The organism is Streptomyces sp. NPDC001401 (assembly GCF_042895385.1).
Classification (GTDB): domain Bacteria; phylum Actinomycetota; class Actinomycetes; order Streptomycetales; family Streptomycetaceae; genus Streptomyces.
This window is the reverse complement of sequence record NZ_JBIAWI010000018.1, coordinates 22,272-47,574: the sequence shown is the minus strand read 5'-3', so window position 1 is coordinate 47,574 and position 25,303 is coordinate 22,272. Positions and strand designations below refer to the sequence as shown.

Genomic DNA, 25,303 nt, shown 5'->3' with positions numbered 1-25,303 from the left:
CGTACGGCAGCCCCCCACCGGGCCGGGAACACTCACCCGTGCCAGGACCGCCACAGCGCCGCATACGCCCCGTCCGCCGCGACCAGCTCGTCATGGCTGCCGAGCTCGCTGATGCGGCCGTTCTCGACGACGGCGATCACATCCGCGTCGTGGGCGGTGTGCAGCCGGTGGGCGATGGCGACCACCGTGCGGCCGTCGAGGACGCGGGCGAGGGAGCGCTCCAGATGGCGGGCCGCACGCGGGTCCAGCAGCGAGGTCGCCTCGTCCAGGACCAGCGTGTGCGGGTTCGCCAGCACCAGGCGGGCCAGCGCGATCTGCTGGGCCTGCGCCGGGGTGAGGGCCAGTCCGCCCGAGCCGACCTCCGTGTCCAGGCCGTCGTCGAGCGCCCGCGCCCAGCCGTCGGCGTCCACCGCGCCCAGCGCCGCCCACAGCTCGGCGTCCACGGCGTCGGTCCGGGCCAGCAGGAGGTTGTCGCGCAGGGAGCCCACGAAGACGTGGTGCTCCTGGTTGACGAGGGCCACATGGGAGCGGACGCGCTCGGCGGGCATCCGGGACAGCTCGGCGCCACCGAGGGTGACGCGGCCGTCCCGGGGTGCGTAGATTCCGGCGAGCAGCCTGCCCAGCGTGGACTTGCCCGCCCCCGAGGGGCCGACCAGCGCCAGCCGGGTGCCGGGCGCAACCTCAAGGGACACCTTGCGCAGCACGTCCACGCCCTCGCGGTAGCCGAAGTGCACCCGGTCCGCGTGGACGTCACGTCCATCGGGGGCCAGGGACTCCTCACCGGCCTCCGGCTCGATGTCCCGCACGCCGACCAGCCGGGCCAGCGACACCTGGGCGACCTGCAGCTCGTCGTACCAGCGCAGGATCAGGTTCACCGGGTCGACGAGCATCTGCGCGATGAGTGCACCCGTCGTCAGCTGGCCCACCCCGATCCAGCCCTGCAGGACGAACACGCCGCCGATCATCAGCACCGACGCGAGCACGGTCACATGGGTGAGGTTGATGACCGGGAAGAGCACCGACCGCAGCCAGAGCGTGTAGTTCTCCCAAGCGGTCCATTCCTTGACCCGGCGCTCGGACAGTTCGATACGGCGCTCGCCGAGGCGGTGGGCCTCCACGGTGCGCCCGGCGTCGACCGTCTCGGCGAGGGCGGCGGCCACGGCGGCGTACCCGGCGGCCTCGGAGCGGTAGCCGGACGGCGCCCGCTTGAAGTACCAGCGGCAGCCGGCCACCAGCAGCGGCGCGGCGACCAGGACGGCGGGCGCCAGCGGCGGCACCGTGACGACGAGACCGCCGAGCAGCAGCACCGCCCACACCACGCCGATCGCCAGCTGCGGCACCGCCTCACGCATGGCGTTGGCGAGCCGGTCGATGTCGGTGGTGATCCGGGACAGCAGGTCGCCCGTGCCCGCCCGCTCCAGGACGCCAGGCGGCAGCCCGACCGACCGTACGAGGAAGTCCTCGCGCAGGTCGGCCAGCATCCGCTCACCGAGCATCGCCCCGCGCAGCCGCACCTGCCGTACGAACACGGCCTGGACGAGCAGCGCGAGCACGAACAGCGAGACGGTGAGCGGCAGATGAAGCTCCCGTGCGTCCTCCGACACCCGCTCGACCAGGTCGCCCAGCAGCCATGGGCCCGCCATCGAGGCGAGCACGGCCACCGTGTTGACGGCGATCAGGACCAGGAAGGCACGGCGGTGCCGACGGAACAGCTCGGCCACATAGGCGCGTACGGTCGCGGGGGCGCCGACGGGCAGGGTGTGCGCCGTCGTCGGGGCCGCCGGGTCGTACGCCGGTGGCGCCACGCCGATCATGCTGTCTCCTCGATCTCTTCCAGTTCGGTCAGTTCGCCGAGGGCGCCGCTCAGGGCGGCCTCCTCCTCGGTCTCCCGCGTCACCACGGCCCGGTAGCGCGGCTCGGCGTGCACCAGTTCGCGGTGCACGCCGACCGCGGCGACCTCGCCCTCGTGCACCAGCACGACCCGGTCCGCGTGGTCCAGGAGCAGCGGTGAGGAGGTGAACACCACCGTCGTGCGCCCCTCGCGAAGGGCGCGCACCCCCTCCGCGATCCGCGCCTCGGTGTGCGAGTCGACGGCCGAGGTCGGCTCGTCCAGGACGAGCACCTCCGGGTCGGTGATCAGCGACCGGGCCAGCGCGAGCCGCTGGCGCTGCCCGCCGGACAGCGACCGCCCGCGTTCGGTGATCCGGGTGTCCATCGGGTCCTCGGCGTCCAACGACCCCTGCGCGAGCGCCTCCAGGACGTCCCCGCACTGCGCGGCCGCCAGCGCGTCGCGCGCGGCGACGTCGCCGGAAGCGGGCACGTCGAGCAGCTCGCGCAGCGAACCGGACAGCAGCACCGGGTCCTTGTCCTGGACGAGCACGGCCTCGCGGGCCGCCGCCAGCGGCAGCTCGTCGAGGGGTACGCCGCCCAGCAGGACGGAGGCGCCCTGCTCGGCGGGGTGTCCGCCCAGCCGTTCGGCGAGCAGACCCGCCGCGTCCGGATCGCCGCACACCACGGCGGTCAGCCGGCCCGCGGGCGCGAGCAGACCGGTCGCCGGGTCGTACAGGTCCCCGGAGGGGAGGTCGGCAGTGCGCGAACCCCCGGTGTCCGTGGCCCGTTCCAGCGACAGCACACGCGCCGCCCGCTTGGCGGAGGGCCGGGAGAAGGAGTACGCCATGGCGATCTCCTCGAAGTGGCGCAGGGGGTAGGTGAGGACCATCACCGAGCTGTAGACGGTGATCAGTTCGCCGACGGTGATGCGGCCCTGGCGGGCCAGGTGGACGCCGTACCAGACGACCACGACCATCAGCAGACCCGGCAGCAGCACCTGGATCGCGGAGATCAGGGACCACATGCGGGCGCTGCGCACGGCCGCGCGGCGGACCTCCTGGGAGGCGCGCCGGTAGCGGTCGAGGAACAGCTCCTCGCCGCCGATGCCGCGCAGCACGCGCAGTCCGGCGACCGTGTCCGAGGCCAGTTCGGTGGCCCGCCCCGCCTTCTCGCGCTGGAAGTCGGCCCGTCGGGTCGCCCGTGGCAGCAGCGGCAGCACCGCGATCGCCAGCAGGGGCAGACCCGCGGCGACGACCACGCCGAGCGCCGGCTGGTAGACGAGCAGGGCGACGCAGACCAGCACGACGGTGAGGGCCGCCGCCGTGAACCGGGAGACGCCCTCCACGAACCAGCCGATCTTCTCGACGTCGCCAGTGGAGACGGCCACGACCTCACCGGCCGCGACGCGCCGCGTCAGCGCCGAGCCCAGCACCGCGGCCTTGCGGGCGAGCAGCTGCTGGACGCGGGCGGCCGCCGTGATCCAGTTGGTGACCGCGGCGCGGTGCAGGAACGTGTCGCCGAGCGCGGTGCCGATGCCGGCCAGCGCCAACAGTGCGCCCGCGAGGGCGAGTCGGGTGCCCGAGCGGTCGACGACGGCCTGGATGGCCGTGCCGACGCAGAACGGCAGCGCGGAGACCGACACGAAGTGCAGCAGGCCCCAGGCCAGCGACTTGAACTGACCGCCCAGTTGGTTTCGGCCCAGCCACCACAGGAATCGGGGACCCGAGCGCGCGTCCGGCACACCCGGATCGGGATACGGAAGGTCTTGAATCTGCATGACGACTGACGTCCCAGTGGCTCGTGTCAGGGGGGTGGGGGGGGGAGCCGCGCACGGCGGCAGCAAACCGTGACAGGTTCGCGTCGCAGCGTGGTCGGAGGCAAACGGTTTTCCGCGGCGGCGTACAGAATGGCGCGATGCGAAAGATCGGTGTCCATCGGACGGTGGTCGCCATGGCGGCCCTGGGGACCCTTGTGGCGACGTCGGCCGCTTGTGGCGGTGTGCGGCACAGCGATGCCGGAGGGGCAGGAGCGGCGGGCAGGACGGCCGCTCGGGACGCGCGCACCCGGATCCCCGGGATCGGCGACCGCCTGCAGCACCGCATCCCGGCCGACTCCCGCCAGGTCGTGGCTGTCTACGGCGACGGCAGGGACTCGCCCGACTCCACGGTCGTGCTGTACACGAAGCACGGCCCGACCTGGGACCGGACCCGCAGCTGGCCGGCGCACAACGGCAAGCAGGGCTGGACCGCCGACCACCACGAGGGCGACCGGCGCAGCCCCGTCGGTGTCTTCACCCTCACCGACGCGGGCGGCGTCCTGCCCGACCCCGGCGCCCGGCTCCCGTACACCCGCGATGCGTCTTTCGCGGCCCCGCGCTGGTGGGCCGCATCGCACTGGCACGACTTCGACTACGTCATCGCCATCGACTACAACCGCGTCAAGGGCACCGCGCCCAACGACCCGACCCGCCCCGAGGGCGACGCGAAGGGCGGCAGCATCTGGCTGCACATGGACCACGGCAGCGGTACGTCGGCCTGCGTCAGCCTGTCCAGGGCGGCGATGGAGTACCTGCTGCGCACGCTCGACCCGGACCGGCATCCCGTGGTGGTGATGGGAGACAGGGCGGACCTGGAGGCCTAGCCCTTCTTGCGGAGGCCTCATTGCCACGAGGCGCCAACTCCCCGTAGAACACCGGCCATGAAGAGACGGATCGTCCTGTCCATGCTCGCCGGAGCGACCCTCCTGGCGAGCACCCTCCTCGGGGCGGGGCCGGCTCGGGCCGCCGACGTGCCCGCCGAGTTCGGCACCGCCTGGCACGACCCGGTGACCGCGGCCCCGCCCGTCGACAGACCGGCCGGCAAGTCCTGCCAAGTCACCCTCGCCGAGGCCCAGTTCCGGGACTTCACCCCGTACCGGGGCACCTACACCCCGCCGCAGGGTTGCGGCGACCGCTGGAGCAAGGTGGTGCTGCGCCTCGACGGCAAGGTCAAGGGGCGGCAGTTCGACCGGCTCGGCTATCTGCACGTCGGCGGGGCCGAGATCCTCCGCACGTCCACCCCCGAGCCCTCGCCCGACGGCATCGAGTGGTCCGTCGAGAAGGACGTCACGCGCTACAGCGACACGTTCCGCAGCAGCCAGGACGTCGAGATGCTCATCGGGAACGTCGTCGACGACACCTATACCGGCGTGATCGACGTCAAGGTCACGCTGACCTTCTACCCGGGCAGAGCCGCCGCCGCGCCCGCGGACAAGGTCCTCACCCTCGGCGACGGCAACACCCTCACCACTCCGCGCAACAGCGAACGCATCCTCGCCGAGGTGTACGCCACCGGATCGGGCGGCGGCTGTGAGGAGTTCTGGTACCTGGCGGTGCCCGGCAAGGCGCCGTACTCCTGCCAGGCCGACGGCGGACCCTACCGCGAGGTGCAGATCAAGGTCGACGGCCAACTGGCCGGAATCGCCGCGCCGTTCCCGCACGTGTGGACCGGGGGCTGGTCCGACCCCTTCCTCTGGTACGTCATTCCGGCACCGCGCGCCTTCGACGTCAAGCCGATCGAATACGACCTGACCCCGTTCGCCGGCCTGCTCAACGACGGCCGCCCGCACAAGGTCGAGGTCTCGGTGGTCGGCGTGCCCGAGGGACAGAGCGGCTGGAGCGCACCGGTCAATGTGCTCGTGTGGCAGGACGCCAAGAGCACCCACGTGACCGGGAAGCTCACCGTGCACAAGGAAGGCGACCTGGCCAACTCCTCGACATACACGGCCGGTTCACCGGAGCGGGTGGACACCGAAGCCGGGCATCGGCTGACCGTCTCCGGCTACGTCGACACCTCGCACGGGCGCGTGACCACCACGGTCAGCCGCACGCTCGCCAACGCCTCCGCACACCGGTGGACCGACGGCGAGAACATGGACGGCCTCGACGCGAAGTGGAGCGACGACGAGGCGGTCACCGTTGACGGGCGCGGACCGGCCCGTACGACGCTCACCCACCGGACGTACACGATGAGCGGCACCACCACGATCGGCGACGACGCCCGCCTGCGCACCGTGCTGACCCTCGGTGACCGTGCCGCCGTCGTCGAGTCGCGCGGTGGTCTGCGCACGGGCTGGTCGCGGCTGGACGACACGGTCACCGGCGACGCCACGTACACGACGGGCGTCCCGCGCGACCAGCGGCACGCGGTCGGCACGACGAGCGAGCGATACCGGCTGTACGGCTCGACGGGCTGCTACGACCGTTCCCTGACCACCGTGCAGGGGGTGCTCACGGAGGAACGCGACAGCTGTTGAGGTCAGTTGTGTGCGATGCGCCACACGGGGCGTGATTTACATGTCCGCAACACGGAGGTTGCTACAGCGATCAACAACACCCCGAGAGTGATCGTCACGGAAGCCGCTTTCCGTATCGCAGAAGTCCTCCCCGGCTTCTGTGTGTTGACGTCCCCTCTAGGAGTGCCCGTGCCGCCGTCCGTCCCGTCCGCCCCGCGACGCGTCGCACGCATACTGCGTACCTCTCTCTTCGCGCAGGTCCTCTGCGCGCTCGTGCTCGGAATCGTCGTCGGGAAGCTGTGGCCCGGCTTTGCCGCGGATCTGCAGCCTCTCGGCGACGGTTTCACCCGGCTCATCAAGACGATCATCTCGCCGCTGGTGTTCTGCGTGGTCGTCGTCGGCATCGCCAAGGCCGGTGACCTCAAGGCCTTCGGCCGGATCGGGCTCAAGGCCCTGATCTGGTTCGAGGTCGCCAGCACCGCGGCGCTGATCATCGGCCTGGTCGCCGCCAACGTTGTCCAGCCCGGCTCGGGGATGCATGTCGACCCGTCCACGCTGAGCACCAAGGCGGTCGACGCGAAGACGGGCGGCGCCGCGCTCCCCTCGACGACCGAGTTCGTCGTCAACGCGCTGCCCACCAGTTTCATCGGCGCGTTCGCCGAGAACTCCCTGCTCCAGGTGCTCATCCTGGCCTGCCTGGTGGGCGCCGCGCTGCTCCACCTCGGCCACACCAAGGTGCCGCAGGTCCTGCCCGCCATCGAGCAGGCCCAGGAGATCATCTTCGCGATCGTCGGCTTCGTCATGCGCCTGGCCCCGATCGCGGTGTTCGGCGCGATGGCCGTCCTGATCGGCCAGTACGGGCTCGGAGTGATCGAGACCTACGCCAAGCTGATCATCCTGTGCTACGTCGCCGCCGCGCTGTTCATCGCGCTGCTCGCCGTCGCCCTGCGCATCGTCACCGGCCTCAGCCTCTGGAAGTTCCTGCGCTACATCCGCGAGGAGATGCTGCTCGCGCTCGGCACCGCGTCCACCGAGTCCGTCATGCCGCGTGTGATGCAGAAGCTGCGCAAGGCCGGCGCCCGCGACGACGCCGTGGGCCTGGTGCTGCCCACCGGCTACTCCTTCAACCTCGACGGCGCCTCGCTCTACCTCTCCATCGGCACGCTGTTCATCGCCCAGGCCGTCGGCGTCGACCTCAGCCTGAGCCAGCAGATCACCGTCGTACTGGTGCTGATGCTGACCAGCAAGGGCATGGCGGGCATCCCCGGTTCCGCCTTCCTCGCCCTGTCCGCGACCGCCTCCTCGCTGGGTGCGATCCCGGCCGGTGCGGTGGCGCTGCTGCTCGGCGTGGACCGGATCATGGACTCGATGCGGGTCGTCACGAACCTGCTCGGCAACTGCGTCGCGGTGTTCGCGGTGTCCCGCTGGGAGGGGGCGTTGGACCTCGAGCGGGCCAAGAAGGTGCTGGACGGTTCAGCTGTCGCTGACGAGTCGGAGTCTTCGGTGCCGGAGCCGACGGTGTCTGTCGCCCAGTAGCTCGGGGCAGCCTGTTTCGCGGGCGGCTGCGGGTGGTTCGTGGTTGATCGCGCAGTTCCCCGCGCCCCTTCAGGGGCGCGGGGAACTGCGCGATAAGCCCCCACACACCCGCAGCCGCCCGCGAACCGTTAAGGCCCCCTACCCGCAGCGCCTCTCCGGCGCCCCGTCCACCAGCGTGTCCAGCAACCCGCCCAGCACCTCGCGCTGCTCGTCCGTCAGCGGAGCGAGAATCTCCGAGGCGGCGGACCGGCGTGCCCCGCGGAGCTCGCTCAGCGCCTTCCGTCCGTCGTCCGTGAGCTCGATCCGGATCACCCGGCGATTGGTCGGATCCGGCACCCGCCGCACCTTGCCGCTCGCCTCCAGGCCGTCGACCAGTGTCGTCACGGCCCGGGGGACCACCTCGAGGCGCTCGGCGAGGTCGGCCATGCGCGGCGGTGAGCTCCAGTGCGCCAGCGTGCGCAGCAGCCGGGACTGGGCCGGGGTAATGCCCAGGCCGCACTGCTCGATGTGCCGCTTCTGGATGCGGTGCACACGGCGAGTGAACCGCAGCAGCTGCTCGGCGAGCAGGCTGTCGGAATCGGGGGTGGCCATGCGGGAACAATATCAGGACCTAATTCATTGTGAGCATAGGTAACAATGAGCTAGGCTCCGCCAGTCTTCGTCATCTCACTCCCTAGGAGTCCATTGCACCCCGATCGAGAACCCCGCTGGACGCCGCCGGCCGATGCCAAGGAGCAACCCCGGCAGGTGCGCCGCATCCTGAAGCTCTTCCGCCCCTACCGCGCCCGTCTCGCCGTCGTCGGCCTGCTGGTCGGCGCCTCCTCGCTGGTCTCCGTCGCCACGCCCTTCCTGCTGAAGGCGACCCTCGACGTCGCGATCCCCCAGGGCCGCACCGGCCTGCTCAGCCTGCTCGCGCTCGGCATGATCCTCAGCGCCGTCCTCACCAGCATCTTCGGCGTGCTGCAGACCCTGATCTCCACGACGGTCGGCCAGCGCGTCATGCACGACCTGCGCACCGCCGTCTACGGCCGCCTGCAGCGCATGTCGCTCGCGTTCTTCACCCGCACGCGCACCGGCGAGGTCCAGTCCCGCATAGCCAACGACATCGGCGGCATGCAGGCCACCGTCACCTCCACCGCCACCTCCCTGGTCTCCAACCTGACCAGCGTGGTCGCCACGATCGTCGCGATGATCGCCCTCGACTGGCGGCTGACCGTCGTCTCGCTCCTCCTGCTCCCGGTCTTCGTGTGGATCAGCCGCCGCGTCGGCCAGGAACGCAAGAAGATCACCACCCAGCGCCAGAAGCAGATGGCCGCCATGGCCGCCACGGTCACCGAGTCGCTCTCCGTCAGCGGCATCCTGCTGGGCCGCACCATGGGCCGCTCCGACTCCCTGACGCAGTCCTTCGCCGAGGAGTCCGAGGGCCTGGTCGACCTCGAGGTGAGGTCGAACATGTCCGGCCGCTGGCGGATGGCCGTCATCACGATCGTCATGGCCGCCATGCCGGCCGTCATCTACTGGACCGCGGGCATCGCCCTCCAGTCGGGTGGCCCCGACATCTCCATCGGTACGATCGTCGCCTTCGTCTCGCTCCAGCAGGGCCTGTTCCGCCCGGCCGTCAGCCTCCTGTCGACCGGCGTCCAGATCCAGACCTCGCTCGCGCTCTTCCAGCGCATCTTCGAATACCTCGACCTGCCGATCGACATCACCGAGCGGGAGAACCCGGTCCACCTCGACCGGATCAAGGGCGAAGTCCGCTTCGAGGACGTCGAGTTCCGCTACGACGAGAAGAGCGGCCCCACCCTTGACGGCATCGACGTCACCGTCCCCGCGGGCACCAGTCTCGCGATCGTCGGCCCCACCGGCGCCGGCAAGTCGACGCTCGGCTATCTCGTCCCGAGGCTGTACGACGTCACAGGCGGCCGCGTCACCCTCGACGGCATCGACGTCCGCGACCTCGACTTCGACACCCTCGCGCGCGCGGTCGGCGTCGTCTCCCAGGAGACGTACCTCTTCCACGCCTCGGTCGCCGAGAACCTGCGCTTCGCCAAGCCGGACGCCACCGACGAGGACCTGCACGCGGCGGCCAGGGCGGCCCAGATCCACGACCACATCGCGTCGCTTCCCGACGGGTACGACACGGTCGTCGGCGAGCGCGGCCACCGCTTCTCCGGCGGCGAGAAGCAGCGCCTGGCGATTGCCCGCACCATCCTGCGCGACCCGCCGGTGCTGATCCTCGACGAGGCGACCAGTGCCCTGGACAACCGCACCGAAGCGGCCGTCCAGGAGGCCATCGACGCCCTGTCGGCCAACCGCACCACGCTCACCATCGCGCACCGGCTGTCCACCGTCCGCGGCGCCGACCAGATCGTGGTCCTCGACTCCGGCAGCCTCGCCGAACGGGGCACCCACGAGGAACTGCTGGAGCAGGACGGGCGGTACGCGGCCCTCGTACGCCGGGATGCCCAACTGGAACCGACAGGCTGACTGGAACCGACAGGCTGAAGATATGTCGGGTTTATGGTGATATGCGCGTTACCGTGCCCGCATGCAGAAGAACACTCCGCCACGGGGCACGATTCGACTGACGCGCCGGGGCCGACTCGTCCTCATCCTCATCGCGACCGGAGCCGTTGTGGCCGGCACCGCCCTGGTGGTGCCGCTGCTGACCGTGCGCAGCGGCGGGGAGGAGGCCAAGCCCGCCTCCCTGGTGATCCCGGAGGGCTGGCGCGCGAGCCAGGTCTACGGGGCCGTCGACAAGGCCCTCACCCTGCCCCCCGGCAGCACCAAGAAGGCACTCGCGAAAGCACACCTGAACCTGCCGAACGACGCGCAGGGCAACCCCGAGGGCTACCTCTTCCCGGCGACCTATCCCGTCGCGAAGAAGACGACGCCCGAGTCCCTGCTGTCGTTCATGGTCAACACGGCCAACAAGAAGTTCAACGGCGCCCCGGTCACGGCAGGCGCGCAGCACAACGCGATGAACGTCTACCAGACGGTCACCATCGCGAGCATCGTGCAGGCCGAGGCCGCCTCGAAGGCCGACATGGGCAAGGTGGCGCGGGTCGTCTTCAACCGGCTCGAGCGCGGGATGCCGCTGCAGATGGATTCCACCCTCAATTACGCCCTGGACCGCGCCACGCTGAAGACCAGCGCCGACGACACGAAGCTCGCCAGCCCCTACAACTCCTACCAGCGCATGGGGCTGCCTCCGACGCCGATCGACAACCCGGGCGAGGAGGCGATGCGTGCCGCGATCAACCCGCCCGCCGGCGACTGGCTGTACTTCGTGACGGTCAAGCCGGGCGACACCCGCTTCACCGCCGACTATCTGGAGCACCAGCGCAACGTGGCCGAGTTCAACGCCCAGCAGAAGAGCCCTGGTCCGCAGAGCTCCGGTCCGCAGAGTTCTGGCCCGCAGAGCACTGGTCCGCAGAGTTCTGGTCCGCAGAGCCTCGCTCCGCACAGCCCTGGTCCGCAGAGCTCCGGCCCGCACAGCCCCGGACCGCAGAGCCTCGCTCCGCAGAGCCCCGGACCGCAGGCCACGAAGTAGCCCGCGCACTGGTCATCAGGCGGCGACGGGCTCGCCCGGCCGCCCCGCGAGCAGCCGCCGGATGTCCCGCACGGCCGCCCGGCCCGCCCGGTTGGCGCCGATGGTGCTGGCCGACGGTCCGTAACCGACGAGATGGACCCGCGGATCGGCGACCGCGCGCGTGCCCTCGACGCGGATCCCGCCGCCCGGCTCGCGCAGCCGCAGCGGCCGCAGATGGTCGATGGCCGCCCGGAAACCGGTGGCCCACAGGATGACGTCGGCCGCCACCCGCCGCCCGTCGTTCCACTCCACCCCGTCCGGCGTGATCCGGTCGAACATGGGCCGGCGGTCGAGAACCCCGTCCTCGATGCCCTGCCGGATCGCGTCGTTGAGCGGCAGCCCGGTGACCGAGACGACACTCTTCGGCGGCAGCCCCTGCCGCACCCGCTCCTCGACGAGCGCAACGGCCGCCCGCCCCACGTCCTCGGTGAAGGGGCCCTCACGGAAGACCGGGGCCCGCCTGGTCACCCACGTGGTGGCGGCTGCGTACGGAGCTATCTCCAGCAGATGCTGCGTACCGGAGGCACCCCCGCCCACCACGACCACCCGCTGCCCGGCGAACGCCTCCGGCCCGGGGTACTGCGCCGTGTGCAACTGCCGCCCCCGGAAGGTCTCCTGACCGGGATAGCGCGGCCAGAACGGCCGGTCCCAGGTGCCGGTCGCGTTGATCAGCGCCCGCGTCGACCAGCCGCCGTCCGAGGTCTCGACGAGCAACCGCCCGCCCACACCCTCCCGCACGGCACGCACATCGACGGGCCGCCGAACCCGCAGGTCGAAGGCGCGCTCGTACGAGGCGAAGTACTCGGCGATCACCTCGGACGAGGCCCGAGCGGGATCGGCGTGAGTCAGCTCCATGCCCGGCAGCGCATGCATGCCGTGCACCTTGCCGTACGTCAGCGACGGCCACCGGAACTGCCAGGCGCCGCCCGGACCGGCGGAGTGGTCGAGCACCACGAAGTCGCGCTCCGGCTCGAAACCAGTGCGCCGCAGGTGATAGGCGCCAGCCAGACCCGCCTGACCGGCGCCCACGACGACTACCTCGACCTCGCGCGCGTTGTTCACGCTTCCACCAACCGCGCGGCGGCCGTGGATCTTCCCGCGGTCGGTCCGTGGTGTGCGGGATCACCGCCCGCCCGCGACGAGGATCGGCGAGCCGCCGCCGCTCGCCGCACGGTCCAGCAGCCCGCGCGCCGCCAGCTCGGGAATCACCCCCTCGCCGAACCAGTACGCCTCCTCCAGGTGCGGATACCCGGAGAGCACGAAGTGCTCGACGCCCAGCGCGTGGTACTCCTCGATCAGGTCGGCCACCTCGGCATGGCTGCCGACCAGCGCCGTACCCGCGCCACCGCGCACCAGACCCACCCCGGCCCACAGGTTGGGATGGATCTCCAGCTCGTCACGGGAGCCGCCGTGCAGCGCCAGCATCCGTTGCTGCCCCACCGACTCGCTGCGCCCGAGCGCCGCCTGTGCGGCCGCTACGGTGTCCGCGTCGAGGTCGTCGAGCAGCCGGTGCGCCGTCGCCCACGCCTCGGCCGACGAGTCGCGCGAGATGGTGTGCAGACGGATCCCGAAACGGACCGTCCGGCCCTCCCGCTCCGCCAGCGACCGGATCCAGCCGATCTTCTGCTTCACCTGCGCCGGCGGCTCGCCCCAGGTCAGATACACATCGGCATGCCGCGCCGCGACCGGCCCGGCCGCCGCCGAGGACCCGCCGAAGAACAGCTGCGGCAGCGGATCGGGCGGCAGCGCGGTCAGCCCGCCCTCGACCTGGTAGTGAACGCCGTCGAAGTCGTACGGCTGGCCGCGCCACACCCCTCGTACCACCGACAGGAACTCGTCCGTACGCACATACCGCTGGTCGTGGTCGAGCCCGTCGCCGAAGCGGCGCTGCTCCGCCGAGTCGCCGCCGGTGACGACGTTGAGCAGCAGCCGTCCGCGGGTGATCCGCTGATAGGTCGCCGCCATCTGCGCGGCGAGCGTCGGCGAGATCAGCCCGGGCCGGAAGGCCACCAGGAACTTCAGCCGCTCGGTGTGCTGGGCCAGCGCCACCGTCGTCAGCCAGGCGTCCTCGCACCAGGTGCCGGTCGGTGTCAGCACCGCTTCAAAGCCCAACTGCTCGGCTGCTTTGGCGATTTGGGCGAGGTAGTCGATGTCGGGCGGACGCACCCCGCGCACCTGCCGGGCCGCGCCCGCCTCATTGGGCGCATAGGCGTGCCGGTCGACGAGGGTGCGGCCGTCGCCGCCGGTGGGCAGGAACCAGTGGAGACGGACGCTCATCCGCTCAGCCCTGCGACGCCCGGGCGGGCGTGGTCGAGGCAGGCAGCTTGCCGTTGTAGCGGGTGTCCACGAAGTCGGCGAAGTCGACCTTCTTCGGGATCAGCTTCAACCCGGTGAAGGCATCGGCGATCTGCTGCTCGGAGGCGATGAGCGGCTTGTCCACGGCGACCGAGATCCGGGTGGCGTTGGTGCGCTTCACCGAGGCCAGCGCCACCTCGTAGGGCAGACCGGTGTCCTTCGCCCAGACCTTCGCCCACTCCTCCTGGTGGTTGTAGACCCAGGCCGTGGCCCGGCGCAGACGGTCCAGGTAGTCCTTGATGGCCGCGGCCTTCTTCTTGTCCTGCAGCGCGCTCGGCGCCGCCACCTGGAAGGTCAGGCCGTTGGTGATGCCCTCGCCGGTGGTGAGGACGCGGCCCTGCTTGCCCTGCAGGATCTGGGAGGTGTACGGGTCCCACACCGCCCAGGCGTCGACCTTGCCGGAGGTGAACGCGGCCAGCGCGTCGGCCGGCTGGAGGTACTTGACCTTCACGTCGCTCAGGCTCAGCCCGGCCGCCTTGAGGGAGGCGACCAGCTGGTAGTTGGCGGAGGAACCCTGCGCCACAGCGACCGACTTGCCCTTGAGCTGCTCGGGGTCGGTCAGCTTCGAGTTGTTCGGTACGAGGATGGCGTCGCCCTTGGAGGTGCCGTGGAAGGCGGCCACGACCGTGATCTTCGAGCCCGCGCCCGCGGCGAAGACCGGCGGGGTGTTGCCGACGCCGCCGATGTCGACGGCCTTGGCGTTGACGGCCTCCAGCAGCGGCGGGCCGGAGGTGAAGGTCGACCACTTGATCTTGTAGTCGAGGCTCTTGAGTTCCCCGGCGGCCCGCAGGATGGCCTCCGAACCACCCTTCTGGTCACCGACGTTGAGGGTGAGGGAGCCCTTGCCGTCGGTGCCGGTCCCCGTGTTCGCGGACGAGTTCCCGCCGCAGGCGGTGAGCAGGAGGGCGAAGGGGAGGAGCAGCGCGGCGGGGACGAGACGTCGTCGCATGGCGGATCGGTTTCCGTTCTGTGGAACTGGGGGTGGTGTGGGGGGGGAGTTCAGGCGGCTTCGGCGGCGGTGTCGACGCCGAGCCGTTCCAGCAGGCCGGCGCGGAGCTCGGCGAACCGGGGGTCGGAGATGTCGCGCGGGCGGTCCAGGTCGATGTGCTGCTCGTGCGCGATGACGCCGTCGTCCATGACCAGGACGCGGTCGGCGAGCAGGACGGCCTCCTCGACGTCGTGCGTGACCAGCAGCACCGCGCAGCCCCGGCGCTGCCACAACTCGCCCACCAGGCGCTGGGCCTTGATGCGGGTGAGTGCGTCGAGTGCGCCGAACGGCTCGTCGAGCAGCAGCAGATCGGGTTCGCGGACCAACGCCCGTGCCAGGGAGGCGCGTTGGGCCTCGCCGCCCGAGAGGGTCTTGGGCCAGGCGGTGGTGCGGTGGCTGAGGCCGACCTCCTGAAGGGCCTTGTCGGCGACGGCGCGTTCGGGCTTGCCGGGCAGGCCGAGCAGGACGTTGCGCCAGACCTTCTTCCAGGGCATGAGGCGTGGGGCCTGGAAGGCGACGGCCTTGCGGCGCGGGACCAGGACGGTGCCCTCGATGTCGCGGTCGAGGCCGGCGAGGATGCGCAGCAGGGTGGACTTGCCGCAGCCGCTGCGACCGAGCAGGGCGACGAACTCGCCGGGCTGCACGTCGAGTTGGAGGTTGTCGATGACGGCACGGCCGTCGAAGGAGCGGGTCAGTCCCTCGACGCGTACCGCAGTCTGCGGGGTCACCGGCCGGTGAACGTCGGTCGCCATTGCAGCAGCAGCCTTTCGAGGGAGCGGACGACGAAGTCGGCCAGCAGGCCGAGGAAGGCGTAGACGATCAGGCAGACCACGATCACGTCGGTGCGCAGGAAGTCCCGTGCCTGCACCATGAGGAAGCCGATGCCGGAGTCGGCGTTGACCTGCTCGGCGAAGACCAGCGCCAGCCAGGCGATGCCGAGCGAGTAGCGCAACCCGGTGAGCGCGCCGGGCAGCGCCCCCGGCAGCACGACATGTCGCACCAGTCCCCAGCGGGACAGGCCCAGGGATTCCCCGGCCTCGATCAACTGGGCGTCCACACCGCGGATTCCGGCGTACACATTGAGGTAGAGCGGGAAGGTCACGCCGAGCGTGATGATGGCGACCTTCGGGGCCTCGCCGATGCCGAACCAGATGATGAACAGCGGGATCAGACCCACGAACGGCACGGTCCGCAGCATCTGCACCGGCGCGTCCACCAGGTCCTCACCGATCCTGAACAGACCCGAGACCAGCGCGAGTCCGGTCCCGATGACGGTGCCCAGCAGCAGCCCGAACGCCACACGCTGCAGCGATGTGCCCATGGCGGAGGCCAGCGAACCGTCACCGACCATGTCCCCGGCGACCCGGGCGATCCGACCGGGCGGGGCGAGTACGTCCGACGTCAACACGCCGGTGGAGCTGAGGAGTTGCCACAGGGCGAGCAACAGGAGGGGGCCTGCGGTGCGGCGCAGCCAGCGCGGGATGCGGGTGCGGCGGGTGGAGGTCGGGACGATGGGGGTGAGGTCGAGGGGCGCCGGGTCACGGGAGTCGGCGTCGGTACCCTTCGATGCGGATATAGGGGAAATATCGGGTTCGGAGGAGCCTGGTGGGGCATGGCTGATGCTCATGGGTGCTCCAGGGGGGAGAGCGTCCGGTGAGGGAGGGGGTACGCCTCAGGGCCGCCACGTCACGCGGGGCGCGCGGGTACGGCGAAGTGCAGGCAATGAGGGGGGGAAGACTTGGAAAGGCGTCAGCAGCCGCGGCGACACGCGGCGGAGGCCACCCGCAGCAGGTCGATGTGACCGCGCGTGGTGAGCATGGCTGAACGCAACATGCGGCGAAAGTAGCCAGATCGTCGGTGCACGGTCAATGGCGTCTCGCGGAGTGGACCACTCGTATCAACCGGCGGGCCGCCGCTGACCTGCGGAACCCGACGTATGGGTCAGGATGGGGCCATGTCAGATGCCTTCACCACCCGAGTCCTGAACGTCGCCACCGGCTCCACGGAGAGGGTCGTCGACCTGACCCGCGACTGCGCGGCCTTCCTGCGGGAGGCGGCCGCCGGCCGTGACGGCCTCCTCAACGTCTTCGTCCCCCATGCCACGGCCGGAATCGCGATCCTCGAAACGGGCTCCGGCAGCGACGACGACCTCCTCGCCACCCTCCACACCCTCCTCCCCGCCGACGACCGCTGGCAGCACCGCCACGGCAGCCCCGGCCACGGCCGCGACCACGTCCTCCCGGCGTTCGTACCGCCGCATGCGACGCTGCCGGTGGTCGACGGGCGGCTGGAGTTGGGGACTTGGCAGTCGGTGTGTCTGGTGGATACGAACAGGGATAATGCGGAGCGGAAGGTGCGTTTCTCGTTTCTTGCGGGCTCCTGACTGCAGCCGTGTACTCGCCCACGAGCGCATTGTTGTCGAGCACCTCGGTGAAGAGGCCGCACTCGATCCACTCGCCCTACTCTCCCACCACGGCGAGCGCACCTGCACCGGGGTGGACGTGCGCCGGGATGGGGGACCCGGCGCGGTGGCGGACGGAACCTGCACAACCCCTCCCTGCGGGCACACCTCTCCAAGAGCACCCGTGAATGTGCGAAGCTGGTTTTCCGATCACGAGGACGGTGCTTCTCCGTGTCACGGCGTCAGCCGGGCGCACACCCCGTAAGCCCGATCCGTGTCGCGCCCGGTGACGTCCTGCCGTCGGAGCCGTTCCAGCCTGGGAGCGGTGAGTACAGATGAGTCCGAGTTCCGCCGATGCCGCGAATCCCGCGCCGACCGGTGTCGGCAACGGGCCCGCCGTCTCCCGTCGGGAGTTCGACGCACTCTTCGAGGCGGTTCGCACGTGGGGTCGCTGGTCCCCGGCCGACCGCGGTGCCTGGAACCGGGTCACCGCGGACCATGTGCGGCGGGCCGCAGCGCGCGTGCGGACCGGGACGGTCGTCCCGCTGGCGCTGCCGTGGAACACCCGGCCCGGCCCCGGCAACCGCAAGCCTGCCCTGCACCACATGACCGACCTCGGTGACGTGGAGGCGCCGGAACCCTCCACCCACAAGGACTTCATCGCCGCCGACTACCACGGCAAGGGCATCACCCATCTCGACGCGCTGTGCCACATCGCCTATCGGGGGCAGCTCTACGACGGCCGCACGGCACACGAGGTCGTCGATGCCGCAGGCGCCCGCTTCGGCGCGGTGTCGACGCTCGGGCCCCTCGTCACGAGGGGTGTGCTCCTCGACCTGCCCGCCGTCCTCGGGATCCACTGGTTGGAGCCGGGGCGAGCGGTGCACGCGAGGGACATCGTCGTTGTGGAGAAGGCGCTCGATGTGACGATCGGCGATGGCGACGCGGTACTGCTGCGCTCCGGACACGTCCGGCGCCGTGAGGAACTCGGCGCCTGGGACCCCGACACGGCCAGCGCGGGCTTTCATGTGGACGCCCTGCCGCTGCTGGCCGAGCGTGGCATCGCGCTGCTCGGCGGAGACGGCGACAGTGACGTACGCCCCTCACCCGTGGACGGCGTGCACTCGCCGGTCCACGCCCTGGCTGTGGCCGCGATGGGGATGCCGCTGCTGGACAACCTCGACCTGGAAGCGCTGTCCGCCGCGACCGCGACGGCGGGGCGCTACGACTTCATGCTCGTCGTGGCGCCGCTGAACGTCCCGGGCGGGACGGGCTCGCCCGTCAACCCGGTCGCGGTCCTGTGACGCCGATCCGGTCCGGTCACCGTGTGTGAGGGGCCTGGTGAACGGTGACTCGCGCCTCCAATACCCGTATCCTCGTCTATATCAGACATTTCGGAAGGGTTGACTGTCGAAGGCGCGAGTGAGGCGGAGCGTGGTTCGGGCCGGCGAAGATCCGATACCGGCGGGGCGTGCGCCAGGCGGCACGGGGCCCGCCAGTTTCCGTGAGCGGTTCCTGCAGGGTGAGCCGGTCGAGACGGGCGTGCGCACGTCGATCCTGCATTCCTGGCGGCGCTGCCGGACCCTGGGGCTGTCGCCGGACCAGTCCGACCTTCCCTTCCGGGAGGACTTCGAACCGGACGGACGGATCGTGCGCGCGGCCGTCCCGGTGCTCGACCGGCTGCAGGCCACGTTCGCCGGCAGCGCGATGAACATCTCCGTCGCCGATGCGAGCGGGACGGTTCTCCTGCGCCGTTTCGGAGAAGCGTCGCTGGCCAGAGTTCTCCCGGCCATCCAGAGTGTCCCCGGGTTCGTGTTCGCCGAGAAGGTCGCAGGTACCAACGGCATCGGTCTCGCCCTGGCCGAGCGCCAACCCATCCGGGTCTACGGTGCCGAGCACTTCGCCGAGCGCTCCCAGGGCAGTGCCTGCCGCGCGCTTCCCGTCCGCGACCCGCTCAGCGGCCGCATCGAGGGCATCCTGTGCTTCGGCTATCCGCGCAGCGCCGAGGACCCGGCGCTGGACACCGTGATACGCAAGGCGGCCGAGACCATCGAGCGGCGGCTGCTGGGGCAGAGTTCCTCGCGTGAGCGCGCTCTGCTGCGGGCGTACCTGGACAGCGGAGCCGAGGCCGCCGCAGGTTTTCGGCACCGCATAGGGGTGCGGGAACTGGCCGTGGAGATGAGCCCCCGCGACCGGGCGATCCTCATGGAGAAGGCCGCCGAGCTGATCGCCTGCGCGCAGCGGGCCTGTGTCGACGTGCCCCTGTCCGACGGCCGTCGGGTCACGCTCGTGAGCCGGCCGATGACGAGTGCCTCCGGAGTGGAGGGCTTCGCCATCGAGGCCGTTGTCCCCGGTCCCTCACCGCGCGAGCCCCTCGCCTTCCCGCATCAGGTCCACGAGCCGCTGGGCCTCCCTGCCGAGCTTGCCGTCGCCGCCTCCCTCACGTTCTCCGGGGCTGTTCCCGACGTGGCGCCCGGGCAGCTCCACGTCACCCCGCCGGCGGAGTATCTTCCCGGCACGGAGCACGGCCCTGTCGCCGTGGGCGTCGAGCGCGTCACGGTCGGCGACGGCACGACGGACGAGCACTCCGACTCCCCGCCCCCGGCGAGAGGGCTCATGATGGTGGGGGAGCCGCACGTGGGGACCTACGCCCTGGCCGCGCGCCGCCGCCTGGAATTGTTGTCCGAGGCCGGCGTCCGCATAGGCACCACCCTGGATGTGCGCACTACCGCCAGGGAGCTCGCCGAGTCGGCGGTGCCGCAACTGGCCGACTTCGTCACCATCGACCTGCCGGAAGCCGTGCTCCGCGGCGAGGAGCCCGCCGATCCCCGCAGTGACCTACGCCGTACGGTGGTCCACGGCATCCATGACGACTGTCCCTTCCACCCGGCCGGCAAGCAGGTCGACTACGGTCCGACGATGCCGCAGTCGCGGTGTCTGACGAGCGGCCAGGCAGTGCTGGAACCGGACCTGAAGGCTGCCGCGGGCTGGTTCGCGCAGGACCCTGAGCACTCCGCACAGCTGCTGAGCCACGTCCACTCCCTCATCGCGGTGCCCCTGGTCGCCCGCGGCGCAGTCCTGGGTGTGGCCGTCTTCTACCGCGCGCAGGACTCGCCGCCGTTCGGGGACGACGACCGGTCGCTGGCCCAGGAACTGGCCGCCCGTGCCGCACTGTCCATCGACAACGCCCGGCGCTACACGCGCGAACGCGCCATGGTCCTGGCCCTGCAGCGCAGCCTGCTCCCGCACGGTGTGCCGGATCAGGACGCCGTCGAGGTCGCCCATCGCTACCTGCCCGCCGAATCCGACGTGGGAGGGGACTGGTACGACGTCATACCCCTGTCCGGCAGCCGCATCGGGCTCTTCGTCGGCGACGTCGTCGGCCACGGCATGCTCTCCGCCGCCACCATGGGGCGGCTGCGCACGGCCGCCCGCAGTTTCGCCGAACTCGACTTCCCCCCGGACGAGGTCCTCACCCACCTCGACAAACTCGTGGGACGTCTGGACCGGGAGGACCCCGGCGCCGTGGACGCAGGCATCATCGGCGCAACCTGTCTCTACGCCATCTACGACCCGACCACACAGCAGTGCACCATGGCCCGCGCCGGCCATCCCCCGCCCGCTCTGGTCCGCCCCGACGGCACCGTGTGGTTCCCCGACCTGCCCGCCGGACCGCCGCTCGGCCTCGGCGGTCTGCCGTTCGAAGCCGCCGAGCTCGACCTCCCTGAGAACAGCCAGCTGGTTCTCTACACCGACGGGCTCATCGAGGACCGTCACCGCGACGTCGACGTGGTCCTCGATCAGCTGAGCGCCACGCTGGCCCAAGCGAACGGCACGCCCGACGAGACCTGCGAGGCGGTACTCGACACGGTGGCCCCCGCCCACCCCTGCGACGACATCGCCCTGCTCGTCGCCCGCACCCACGCCCTGGACCCCCAGCGGATCGCCACCTGGGACCTGCCCGCGGATCCGGCCCTGGTCAGCGAGGTGCGCGCCTCCGCCACCCGGCAACTGACCGACTGGGGACTCGACGAGGCCGCGTTCGCCGTTGAACTGGTGCTCAGCGAGCTGGTCACGAACGCCATCCGCCACGGCGCAGGGCCCATCCGGGTACGGCTGCTCCACGACCGCACCCTGATCTGCGAGGTCTCCGACACCAGCAACACCGCCCCGCACCTGCGCCGAGCGGCCAGCACCGACGAGGGCGGCCGCGGCCTGTTCCTCGTCGCGCAGCTGACGCAGAGCTGGGGCACGCGCTACACCCAGCAGGGCAAGGTCATCTGGGCCGAATGCGGGCTCGAGGGGGCCTGAGGCGCCGACCCCGGCGATTCGCTGCTCCGTTGGGGTCACAGCGGGCGGCCACATGTCGGAAAATGTGCAACATGTGCCGCTAATGTCACTGATGCACAGCGGGAAGAACACGACAGGTCCAACCCCGGAGAGGTCCGTGCACGAGGCCCACGACACCTCTGCGCATGCGGTCCCGCCCTTCGGGGCGGAACCTCTGGTCCGTGTCCGCGGACTTGCCAAGCGCTTCGGGGGAACCCTCGCGCTCGCCGGGGTCGACCTCGATGTCCACGCCGGCAGCGTCCTCGCCCTCCTTGGTCCCAACGGAGCCGGGAAGTCCACGCTCATCAAGGTGCTCGCCGGCGTCCACCACGCCGACTCGGGGCAGGTCACCGTGGCCGGGCACCCGCTCGGGAGTCACGCCGCTTCCCGGCACATGTCCTTCATCCATCAGGATCTCGGCCTGGTGGAGTGGATGACGGTAGCCGAGAACATCGCTCTGAGCACCGGGTATCCGCGCCGCGCCGGACTGATCTCCTGGCGGCTCACCCGAGAACAATGCACCGAGGCCCTGCGGGTCGTCGCCGGACATCTCGACCCCGACACGCCGATCTCCCGCCTCGCCCCGGCCGAGCGTTCGCTTGTCGCCGTCGCACGAGCCCTGGCGGCACGGGCGAGACTCATCGTCCTCGACGAGCCGACCGCCCGCCTGCCCGCCGCGGACTGCACCCGGCTGTTCCGGGTGCTGCACACCCTGCGCGACCGGGGGCACGGCATCCTCTACGTCAGCCATCGCCTGGACGAGGTGTACGAGGTCGCCGACACCTTCGCCGTGCTGCGCGACGGACGCCTGGTCAGCCACGGCTCGCTGGCGAGCCACACTCCTGCCCGCCTGGTGCGCGCCATCACCGGCGAGGGGCCGACCGATCACCGCCCCGCCACCACCCCGGCCGGCGGCCCGGCCATCCTGACCCTGGACGGGGTGCGCACCCCCGACGCGGGACCGGTCAGTCTGGAGCTCAGGCGGGGGGAAGTCCTCGGCCTGGTCGGCCTCACGGGCGCCGGACACATGGGCCTCGCCCGAGCCCTTGCGGGCGCCCGGCCCCTCCTCGGCGGACGGGCCCTTCTCGGCGGTCGCCCGTACCATCCCCGTACGGTCGCGGACGCCGTCGGACGGGGTGTCGCCCTCGTACCCGGTGACAGACAGCGGGAGGGTTGCCTCGCCGAGCTGACCGTACGGGAGAACCTCCTGGCCAACCCCCGGGCGGGAGGCATGTCGGCGCTGTGCTGGATCAGCCCCCGCCGCGAACGCGCCGAGGCCGGCACCCTGATCGAACGGTTCTCGGTGCGTCCCGACGACAGCGAGGCTGCCATCGCCACCCTGTCCGGGGGGAACCAGCAGAAGGTCATGATCGGCCGGTGGTTGCGGCTGGCCCTGCGCCTGCTGATCCTCGAGGAACCGACGGCGAGCGTGGACATCGGTGCCAAAGCCGCGATCCACCGCCTGCTCGACGAGGCGCTCGCCGCCGGCCTCGCGGTCCTCCTCATCTCCAGCGACTTCGAGGAGGTCGCGGGCGTGTGTCGGCGCGCCCTGGTCTTCGTCCGCGGATCCGTGACGACCGAGCTGACCGGCCCGGCCCTCACGGTCACCGAGCTCACGCGGGCGGCTTCGGCCCTGCCCTCCTCCGGAACCGCGGCGAATCCGTGACTGGCTCCCCCTCTCCGGCTGCGCCCCCGCCACGGCCGCGTCGCTCGGGACCACCGAGGCGACTCGCCCGACTGCACGGCCGTAGCGGGCAACTCATCGGCGCCTACGGCCTCCTGACCCTCACCGCCCTGCTCTTCCTGATCTTCTCCCTCACCCTGCCGCGTACCTTTCCCACCCGGGACACCGTCGACTCGATCCTGTCCAACCAGTCGATCCCGGCCGTCCTCGCACTCGCCGCGATGGTCCCCATCGTGACCGGCGCGTTCGACCTCTCCATCGGCTACGGTCTCGGCCTGGCGCATGTCATGGTGATGCAGCTTGTCGTGGCCGACGGGTGGCCCTGGCCGCTCGCCTGCCTCACGGTGATCGCCGGAGGGGGTGTCGTGGGCGTCCTCAACGGTGTCGTCGTCGAATTCGGACGGATCGATTCGTTCATCGCCACGCTCGGAACTGGCAGCATCATGTACGCGGTGACCGGATGGGTCACCGGCGGCGGCCGGATCGTCCCCGGCCCGCAAGGCCTCCCGGCCGCCTTCACCGACATCTACGACTCGACGTTCCTCGGCCTGCCGGTTCCCGCGTTTTACGTGCTCGCGCTCACGGTCGCCCTCTGGGTGGTTCTGGAGCGGCTGCCGCTCGGCAGGTACCTGTACGTCGTCGGGTCGAACCCGCGCGCCGCCGACCTGGTCGGCATCCCGACCCGCAAGTACACCGTCTACGCCTTCGCCGCGTCGGGACTGATCGTCGGCTTCGACGGAGTGCTGCTCGCGGCCCAGCAGCAGATCGGCAATCCCAGCGTCGGCCTCGACTACCTGCTGCCCGCGTTCGTCGGGGCCCTCCTCGGCTCCACCGCCATCAAACCCGGGCGCCCCAACGCCCTGGGCACCCTCGTCGCCGTCGCCGTCCTCGCCGTCGGCCTCACCGGCATCGCCCAGATGGGCGGCGATTTCTGGACGGTCCCGTTGTTCTACGGCGGCACTCTGCTCCTCGCCGTCGGACTGGCCGGCTACTCCGCTCGTCGCCGACTGCGCACCGGTGCGGTCGTCGCCCGCGATTCGCCCGCCGTGACACAGGACGACGGCACGCCGGGCAGCCCTCCATGACCCACGCCGCGGGCACCGCCAAAGTGCCCGGGCGGCATCCTCCGCAAGGAGCTTCCGTGCACCGCAACCGCAACACCCCCACCGTCCGCAACGCGCGGTCCACTGCCACCGCCCTGGTGGTCGCGGTCTTCGTGCTGGCCGGCTGTGAACGCGGCTCGTCGAGCGGCCCGGCGCACTCCACCTCGGGTCCGAGCGGCTGCCCCGCGGCCCAGACCAGGGCCCAGGCCGCCGTCAGCCGGGCGGAGCGGACCGACATCCCCTGGAACGGACCGACCAGCGGTCCCACCGCGGTGGCCGGCAAGACCATCGTCTACGTCGCCCAGACCATGACCAATCCCGGAGTCGCGGGCGCCGCGGACAGCGTGCGGAAAGCCGCGCACGTCATCGGCTGGCACGTCCGGGTGATCGACGGTGGCGGCACCCCCGCCGGCATCCAGGCGGCGATGAGCGAGGCCGTGGACGTCAGACCCTCGGGCATCGTCATCGGGGGCTTCGACCCGGGCTCGACCTCGCAGCAGGTGGCGCGTGCGAACGCGGCAGGCATCCCGCTCATCGGCTGGCACGCGGTCGCTTCCCCCGGCCCCAGCCGGCGCCCCAGGCTCTTCACCAACGTCACCACCAAAGTCGAGGACGTGGCCAGAGCCAGTGCGCAGTGGGTCATCTCGAGCTCCGACGGCACAGCCGGGGCCGTGGTCTTCACCGATGCCTCGATCCCCTTCGCCAAGTACAAGTCCGACCTGATCAGGAAGGAGCTGGCCACCTGCGCGGGGGTGAAGCTGCTGGCGTACGAGAACATCCCGATCCCGGATGCCAGCAGCCGCACGCCCCGGGAGATCTCCTCACTGCTCTCCCGCTTCCAGGGGAGATGGACCCACTCCGTCGCCATCAACGACCTGTACTTCGCCGATGCCGCCCCGGCGTTCCGCGCGGCCGGCAAGCAGGGTTCCGGCCCGCCCTTCAACATCGGCGCCGGCGACGGCGACCCCTCCGCCTTCCAGCGCATCAACAGCAAGCAGTACCAGGCGGCCACCGTGCCAGAGCCGCTGTCCCTGCAGGGCTGGCAGATCGTCGACGAGTTCAATCGCGCCTTCTCCGGCCGGCCGGCCAGCGGGTATGTGGCCCCCGTCCACATCAGCACGGCCGACAACAGCCACGGCGCCACGACCTGGGATCCGGCGGGATACCGGGAGGCGTACCGGAAGATCTGGGGCACGTGACAGTGGCGGCAGGG

19 protein-coding genes and 1 pseudogene are annotated in these 25,303 nt (G+C 71.0%); 11 read left to right on the top strand and 9 right to left on the bottom strand.

What is annotated here, in order from left to right; translation table 11 throughout:
* Nucleotides 1-32: 32 nt before the first annotated feature.
* Complete coding sequence (locus ACFY10_RS41710; RefSeq protein ID WP_390670538.1) at nucleotides 33-1,814, bottom strand: ABC transporter ATP-binding protein; 1,782 nt, start codon at nucleotides 1,812-1,814, stop codon at nucleotides 33-35.
* A complete protein-coding gene (locus ACFY10_RS41705; RefSeq protein WP_390670537.1) occupies nucleotides 1,811-3,607 on the bottom strand; it encodes an ABC transporter transmembrane domain-containing protein in 1,797 nt (598 codons plus the stop codon). The genes ACFY10_RS41710 and ACFY10_RS41705 overlap by 4 nt, the downstream gene beginning before the upstream one ends.
* Nucleotides 3,608-3,744: 137 nt before the next feature.
* On the opposite strand from ACFY10_RS41705, the gene ACFY10_RS41700 reads away from it, so the two are divergent.
* From ACFY10_RS41700 to ACFY10_RS41690, 3 genes are all read left to right on the top strand, one after another.
* Entirely contained in the window at nucleotides 3,745-4,470 is a 726-nt protein-coding gene (locus ACFY10_RS41700) for a L,D-transpeptidase family protein (RefSeq protein WP_390670536.1), read from the top strand.
* Nucleotides 4,471-4,527: 57 nt separating this feature from the next.
* On the top strand, nucleotides 4,528-6,123 hold the full coding sequence (locus tag ACFY10_RS41695; RefSeq protein WP_390670535.1) for a peptide-N4-asparagine amidase: 1,596 nt from the start codon (nucleotides 4,528-4,530) through the stop codon (nucleotides 6,121-6,123).
* Nucleotides 6,124-6,291: 168 nt separating this feature from the next.
* Nucleotides 6,292-7,638, top strand: a complete 1,347-nt coding sequence (locus ACFY10_RS41690; protein WP_390670534.1) for a cation:dicarboxylate symporter family transporter — start codon at nucleotides 6,292-6,294, stop codon at nucleotides 7,636-7,638.
* 138 nt (nucleotides 7,639-7,776) lie between these two features.
* Here ACFY10_RS41690 and ACFY10_RS41685 read toward each other — a convergent pair whose 3' ends face one another.
* Complete coding sequence (locus ACFY10_RS41685; RefSeq protein WP_390670533.1) at nucleotides 7,777-8,229, bottom strand: MarR family winged helix-turn-helix transcriptional regulator; 453 nt, start codon at nucleotides 8,227-8,229, stop codon at nucleotides 7,777-7,779.
* A 93-nt stretch (nucleotides 8,230-8,322) separates the two neighbouring features.
* Here ACFY10_RS41685 and ACFY10_RS41680 point away from each other — a divergent pair, with 93 nt between their 5' ends.
* Nucleotides 8,323-10,125 (top strand): ABC transporter ATP-binding protein, encoded by a 1,803-nt coding sequence (locus tag ACFY10_RS41680; RefSeq protein WP_390670532.1) that lies wholly within the window; start codon nucleotides 8,323-8,325, stop codon nucleotides 10,123-10,125.
* 61 nt (nucleotides 10,126-10,186) lie between these two features.
* Nucleotides 10,187-11,035 (top strand): annotated as a pseudogene (gene mltG, locus ACFY10_RS41675) (endolytic transglycosylase MltG); the annotation flags it as partial.
* A 171-nt stretch (nucleotides 11,036-11,206) separates the two neighbouring features.
* Here the strand turns inward: mltG and ACFY10_RS41670 are convergent.
* The 6 genes from ACFY10_RS41670 to ACFY10_RS41645 all read right to left on the bottom strand — a co-directional run bounded on the left by ACFY10_RS41670 (nucleotide 11,207) and on the right by ACFY10_RS41645 (nucleotide 16,391).
* The gene (locus ACFY10_RS41670; protein WP_390670531.1) at nucleotides 11,207-12,292 is read right to left on the bottom strand and encodes an NAD(P)-binding domain-containing protein; all 1,086 of its coding nucleotides are present in this window, start codon (nucleotides 12,290-12,292) and stop codon (nucleotides 11,207-11,209) included.
* Nucleotides 12,293-12,352: 60 nt separating this feature from the next.
* Nucleotides 12,353-13,507 (bottom strand): LLM class flavin-dependent oxidoreductase, encoded by a 1,155-nt coding sequence (locus ACFY10_RS41665; RefSeq protein WP_390670530.1) that lies wholly within the window; start codon nucleotides 13,505-13,507, stop codon nucleotides 12,353-12,355.
* Between the two features lie 4 nt (nucleotides 13,508-13,511).
* Nucleotides 13,512-14,534: an ABC transporter substrate-binding protein gene (locus tag ACFY10_RS41660; RefSeq protein WP_390670529.1), complete on the bottom strand. Its 1,023-nt coding sequence runs from the start codon at nucleotides 14,532-14,534 to the stop codon at nucleotides 13,512-13,514.
* Nucleotides 14,535-14,584: 50 nt separating this feature from the next.
* The gene (locus ACFY10_RS41655) at nucleotides 14,585-15,325 is read right to left on the bottom strand and encodes an ABC transporter ATP-binding protein (protein WP_390670528.1); all 741 of its coding nucleotides are present in this window, start codon (nucleotides 15,323-15,325) and stop codon (nucleotides 14,585-14,587) included.
* A complete protein-coding gene (locus tag ACFY10_RS41650) occupies nucleotides 15,298-16,200 on the bottom strand; it encodes an ABC transporter permease (protein ID WP_390670527.1) in 903 nt (300 codons plus the stop codon). Before ACFY10_RS41650 ends, ACFY10_RS41655 begins: the two co-directional genes overlap by 28 nt.
* Nucleotides 16,201-16,322: 122 nt before the next feature.
* Nucleotides 16,323-16,391, bottom strand: a complete 69-nt coding sequence (locus tag ACFY10_RS41645) for a putative leader peptide (protein WP_351286961.1) — start codon at nucleotides 16,389-16,391, stop codon at nucleotides 16,323-16,325.
* 136 nt (nucleotides 16,392-16,527) lie between these two features.
* On the opposite strand from ACFY10_RS41645, the gene ACFY10_RS41640 reads away from it, so the two are divergent.
* The 6 genes from ACFY10_RS41640 (at nucleotide 16,528) to ACFY10_RS41615 (ending at nucleotide 25,289) form a co-directional block, all read left to right on the top strand.
* The gene (locus ACFY10_RS41640) at nucleotides 16,528-16,956 is read left to right on the top strand and encodes a secondary thiamine-phosphate synthase enzyme YjbQ (protein ID WP_390670526.1); all 429 of its coding nucleotides are present in this window, start codon (nucleotides 16,528-16,530) and stop codon (nucleotides 16,954-16,956) included.
* Between the two features lie 353 nt (nucleotides 16,957-17,309).
* The gene (locus ACFY10_RS41635; protein WP_390670525.1) at nucleotides 17,310-18,278 is read left to right on the top strand and encodes a cyclase family protein; all 969 of its coding nucleotides are present in this window, start codon (nucleotides 17,310-17,312) and stop codon (nucleotides 18,276-18,278) included.
* A 130-nt stretch (nucleotides 18,279-18,408) separates the two neighbouring features.
* Entirely contained in the window at nucleotides 18,409-21,285 is a 2,877-nt protein-coding gene (locus ACFY10_RS41630; RefSeq protein ID WP_390670524.1) for a SpoIIE family protein phosphatase, read from the top strand.
* 136 nt (nucleotides 21,286-21,421) lie between these two features.
* Complete coding sequence (locus ACFY10_RS41625; protein ID WP_390670523.1) at nucleotides 21,422-22,969, top strand: sugar ABC transporter ATP-binding protein; 1,548 nt, start codon at nucleotides 21,422-21,424, stop codon at nucleotides 22,967-22,969.
* Nucleotides 22,966-24,072, top strand: a complete 1,107-nt coding sequence (locus tag ACFY10_RS41620) for an ABC transporter permease (protein ID WP_390670522.1) — start codon at nucleotides 22,966-22,968, stop codon at nucleotides 24,070-24,072. Before ACFY10_RS41625 ends, ACFY10_RS41620 begins: the two co-directional genes overlap by 4 nt.
* Nucleotides 24,073-24,128: 56 nt before the next feature.
* Nucleotides 24,129-25,289: a substrate-binding domain-containing protein gene (locus tag ACFY10_RS41615; protein WP_390670521.1), complete on the top strand. Its 1,161-nt coding sequence runs from the start codon at nucleotides 24,129-24,131 to the stop codon at nucleotides 25,287-25,289.
* Nucleotides 25,290-25,303: the final 14 nt, after the last annotated feature.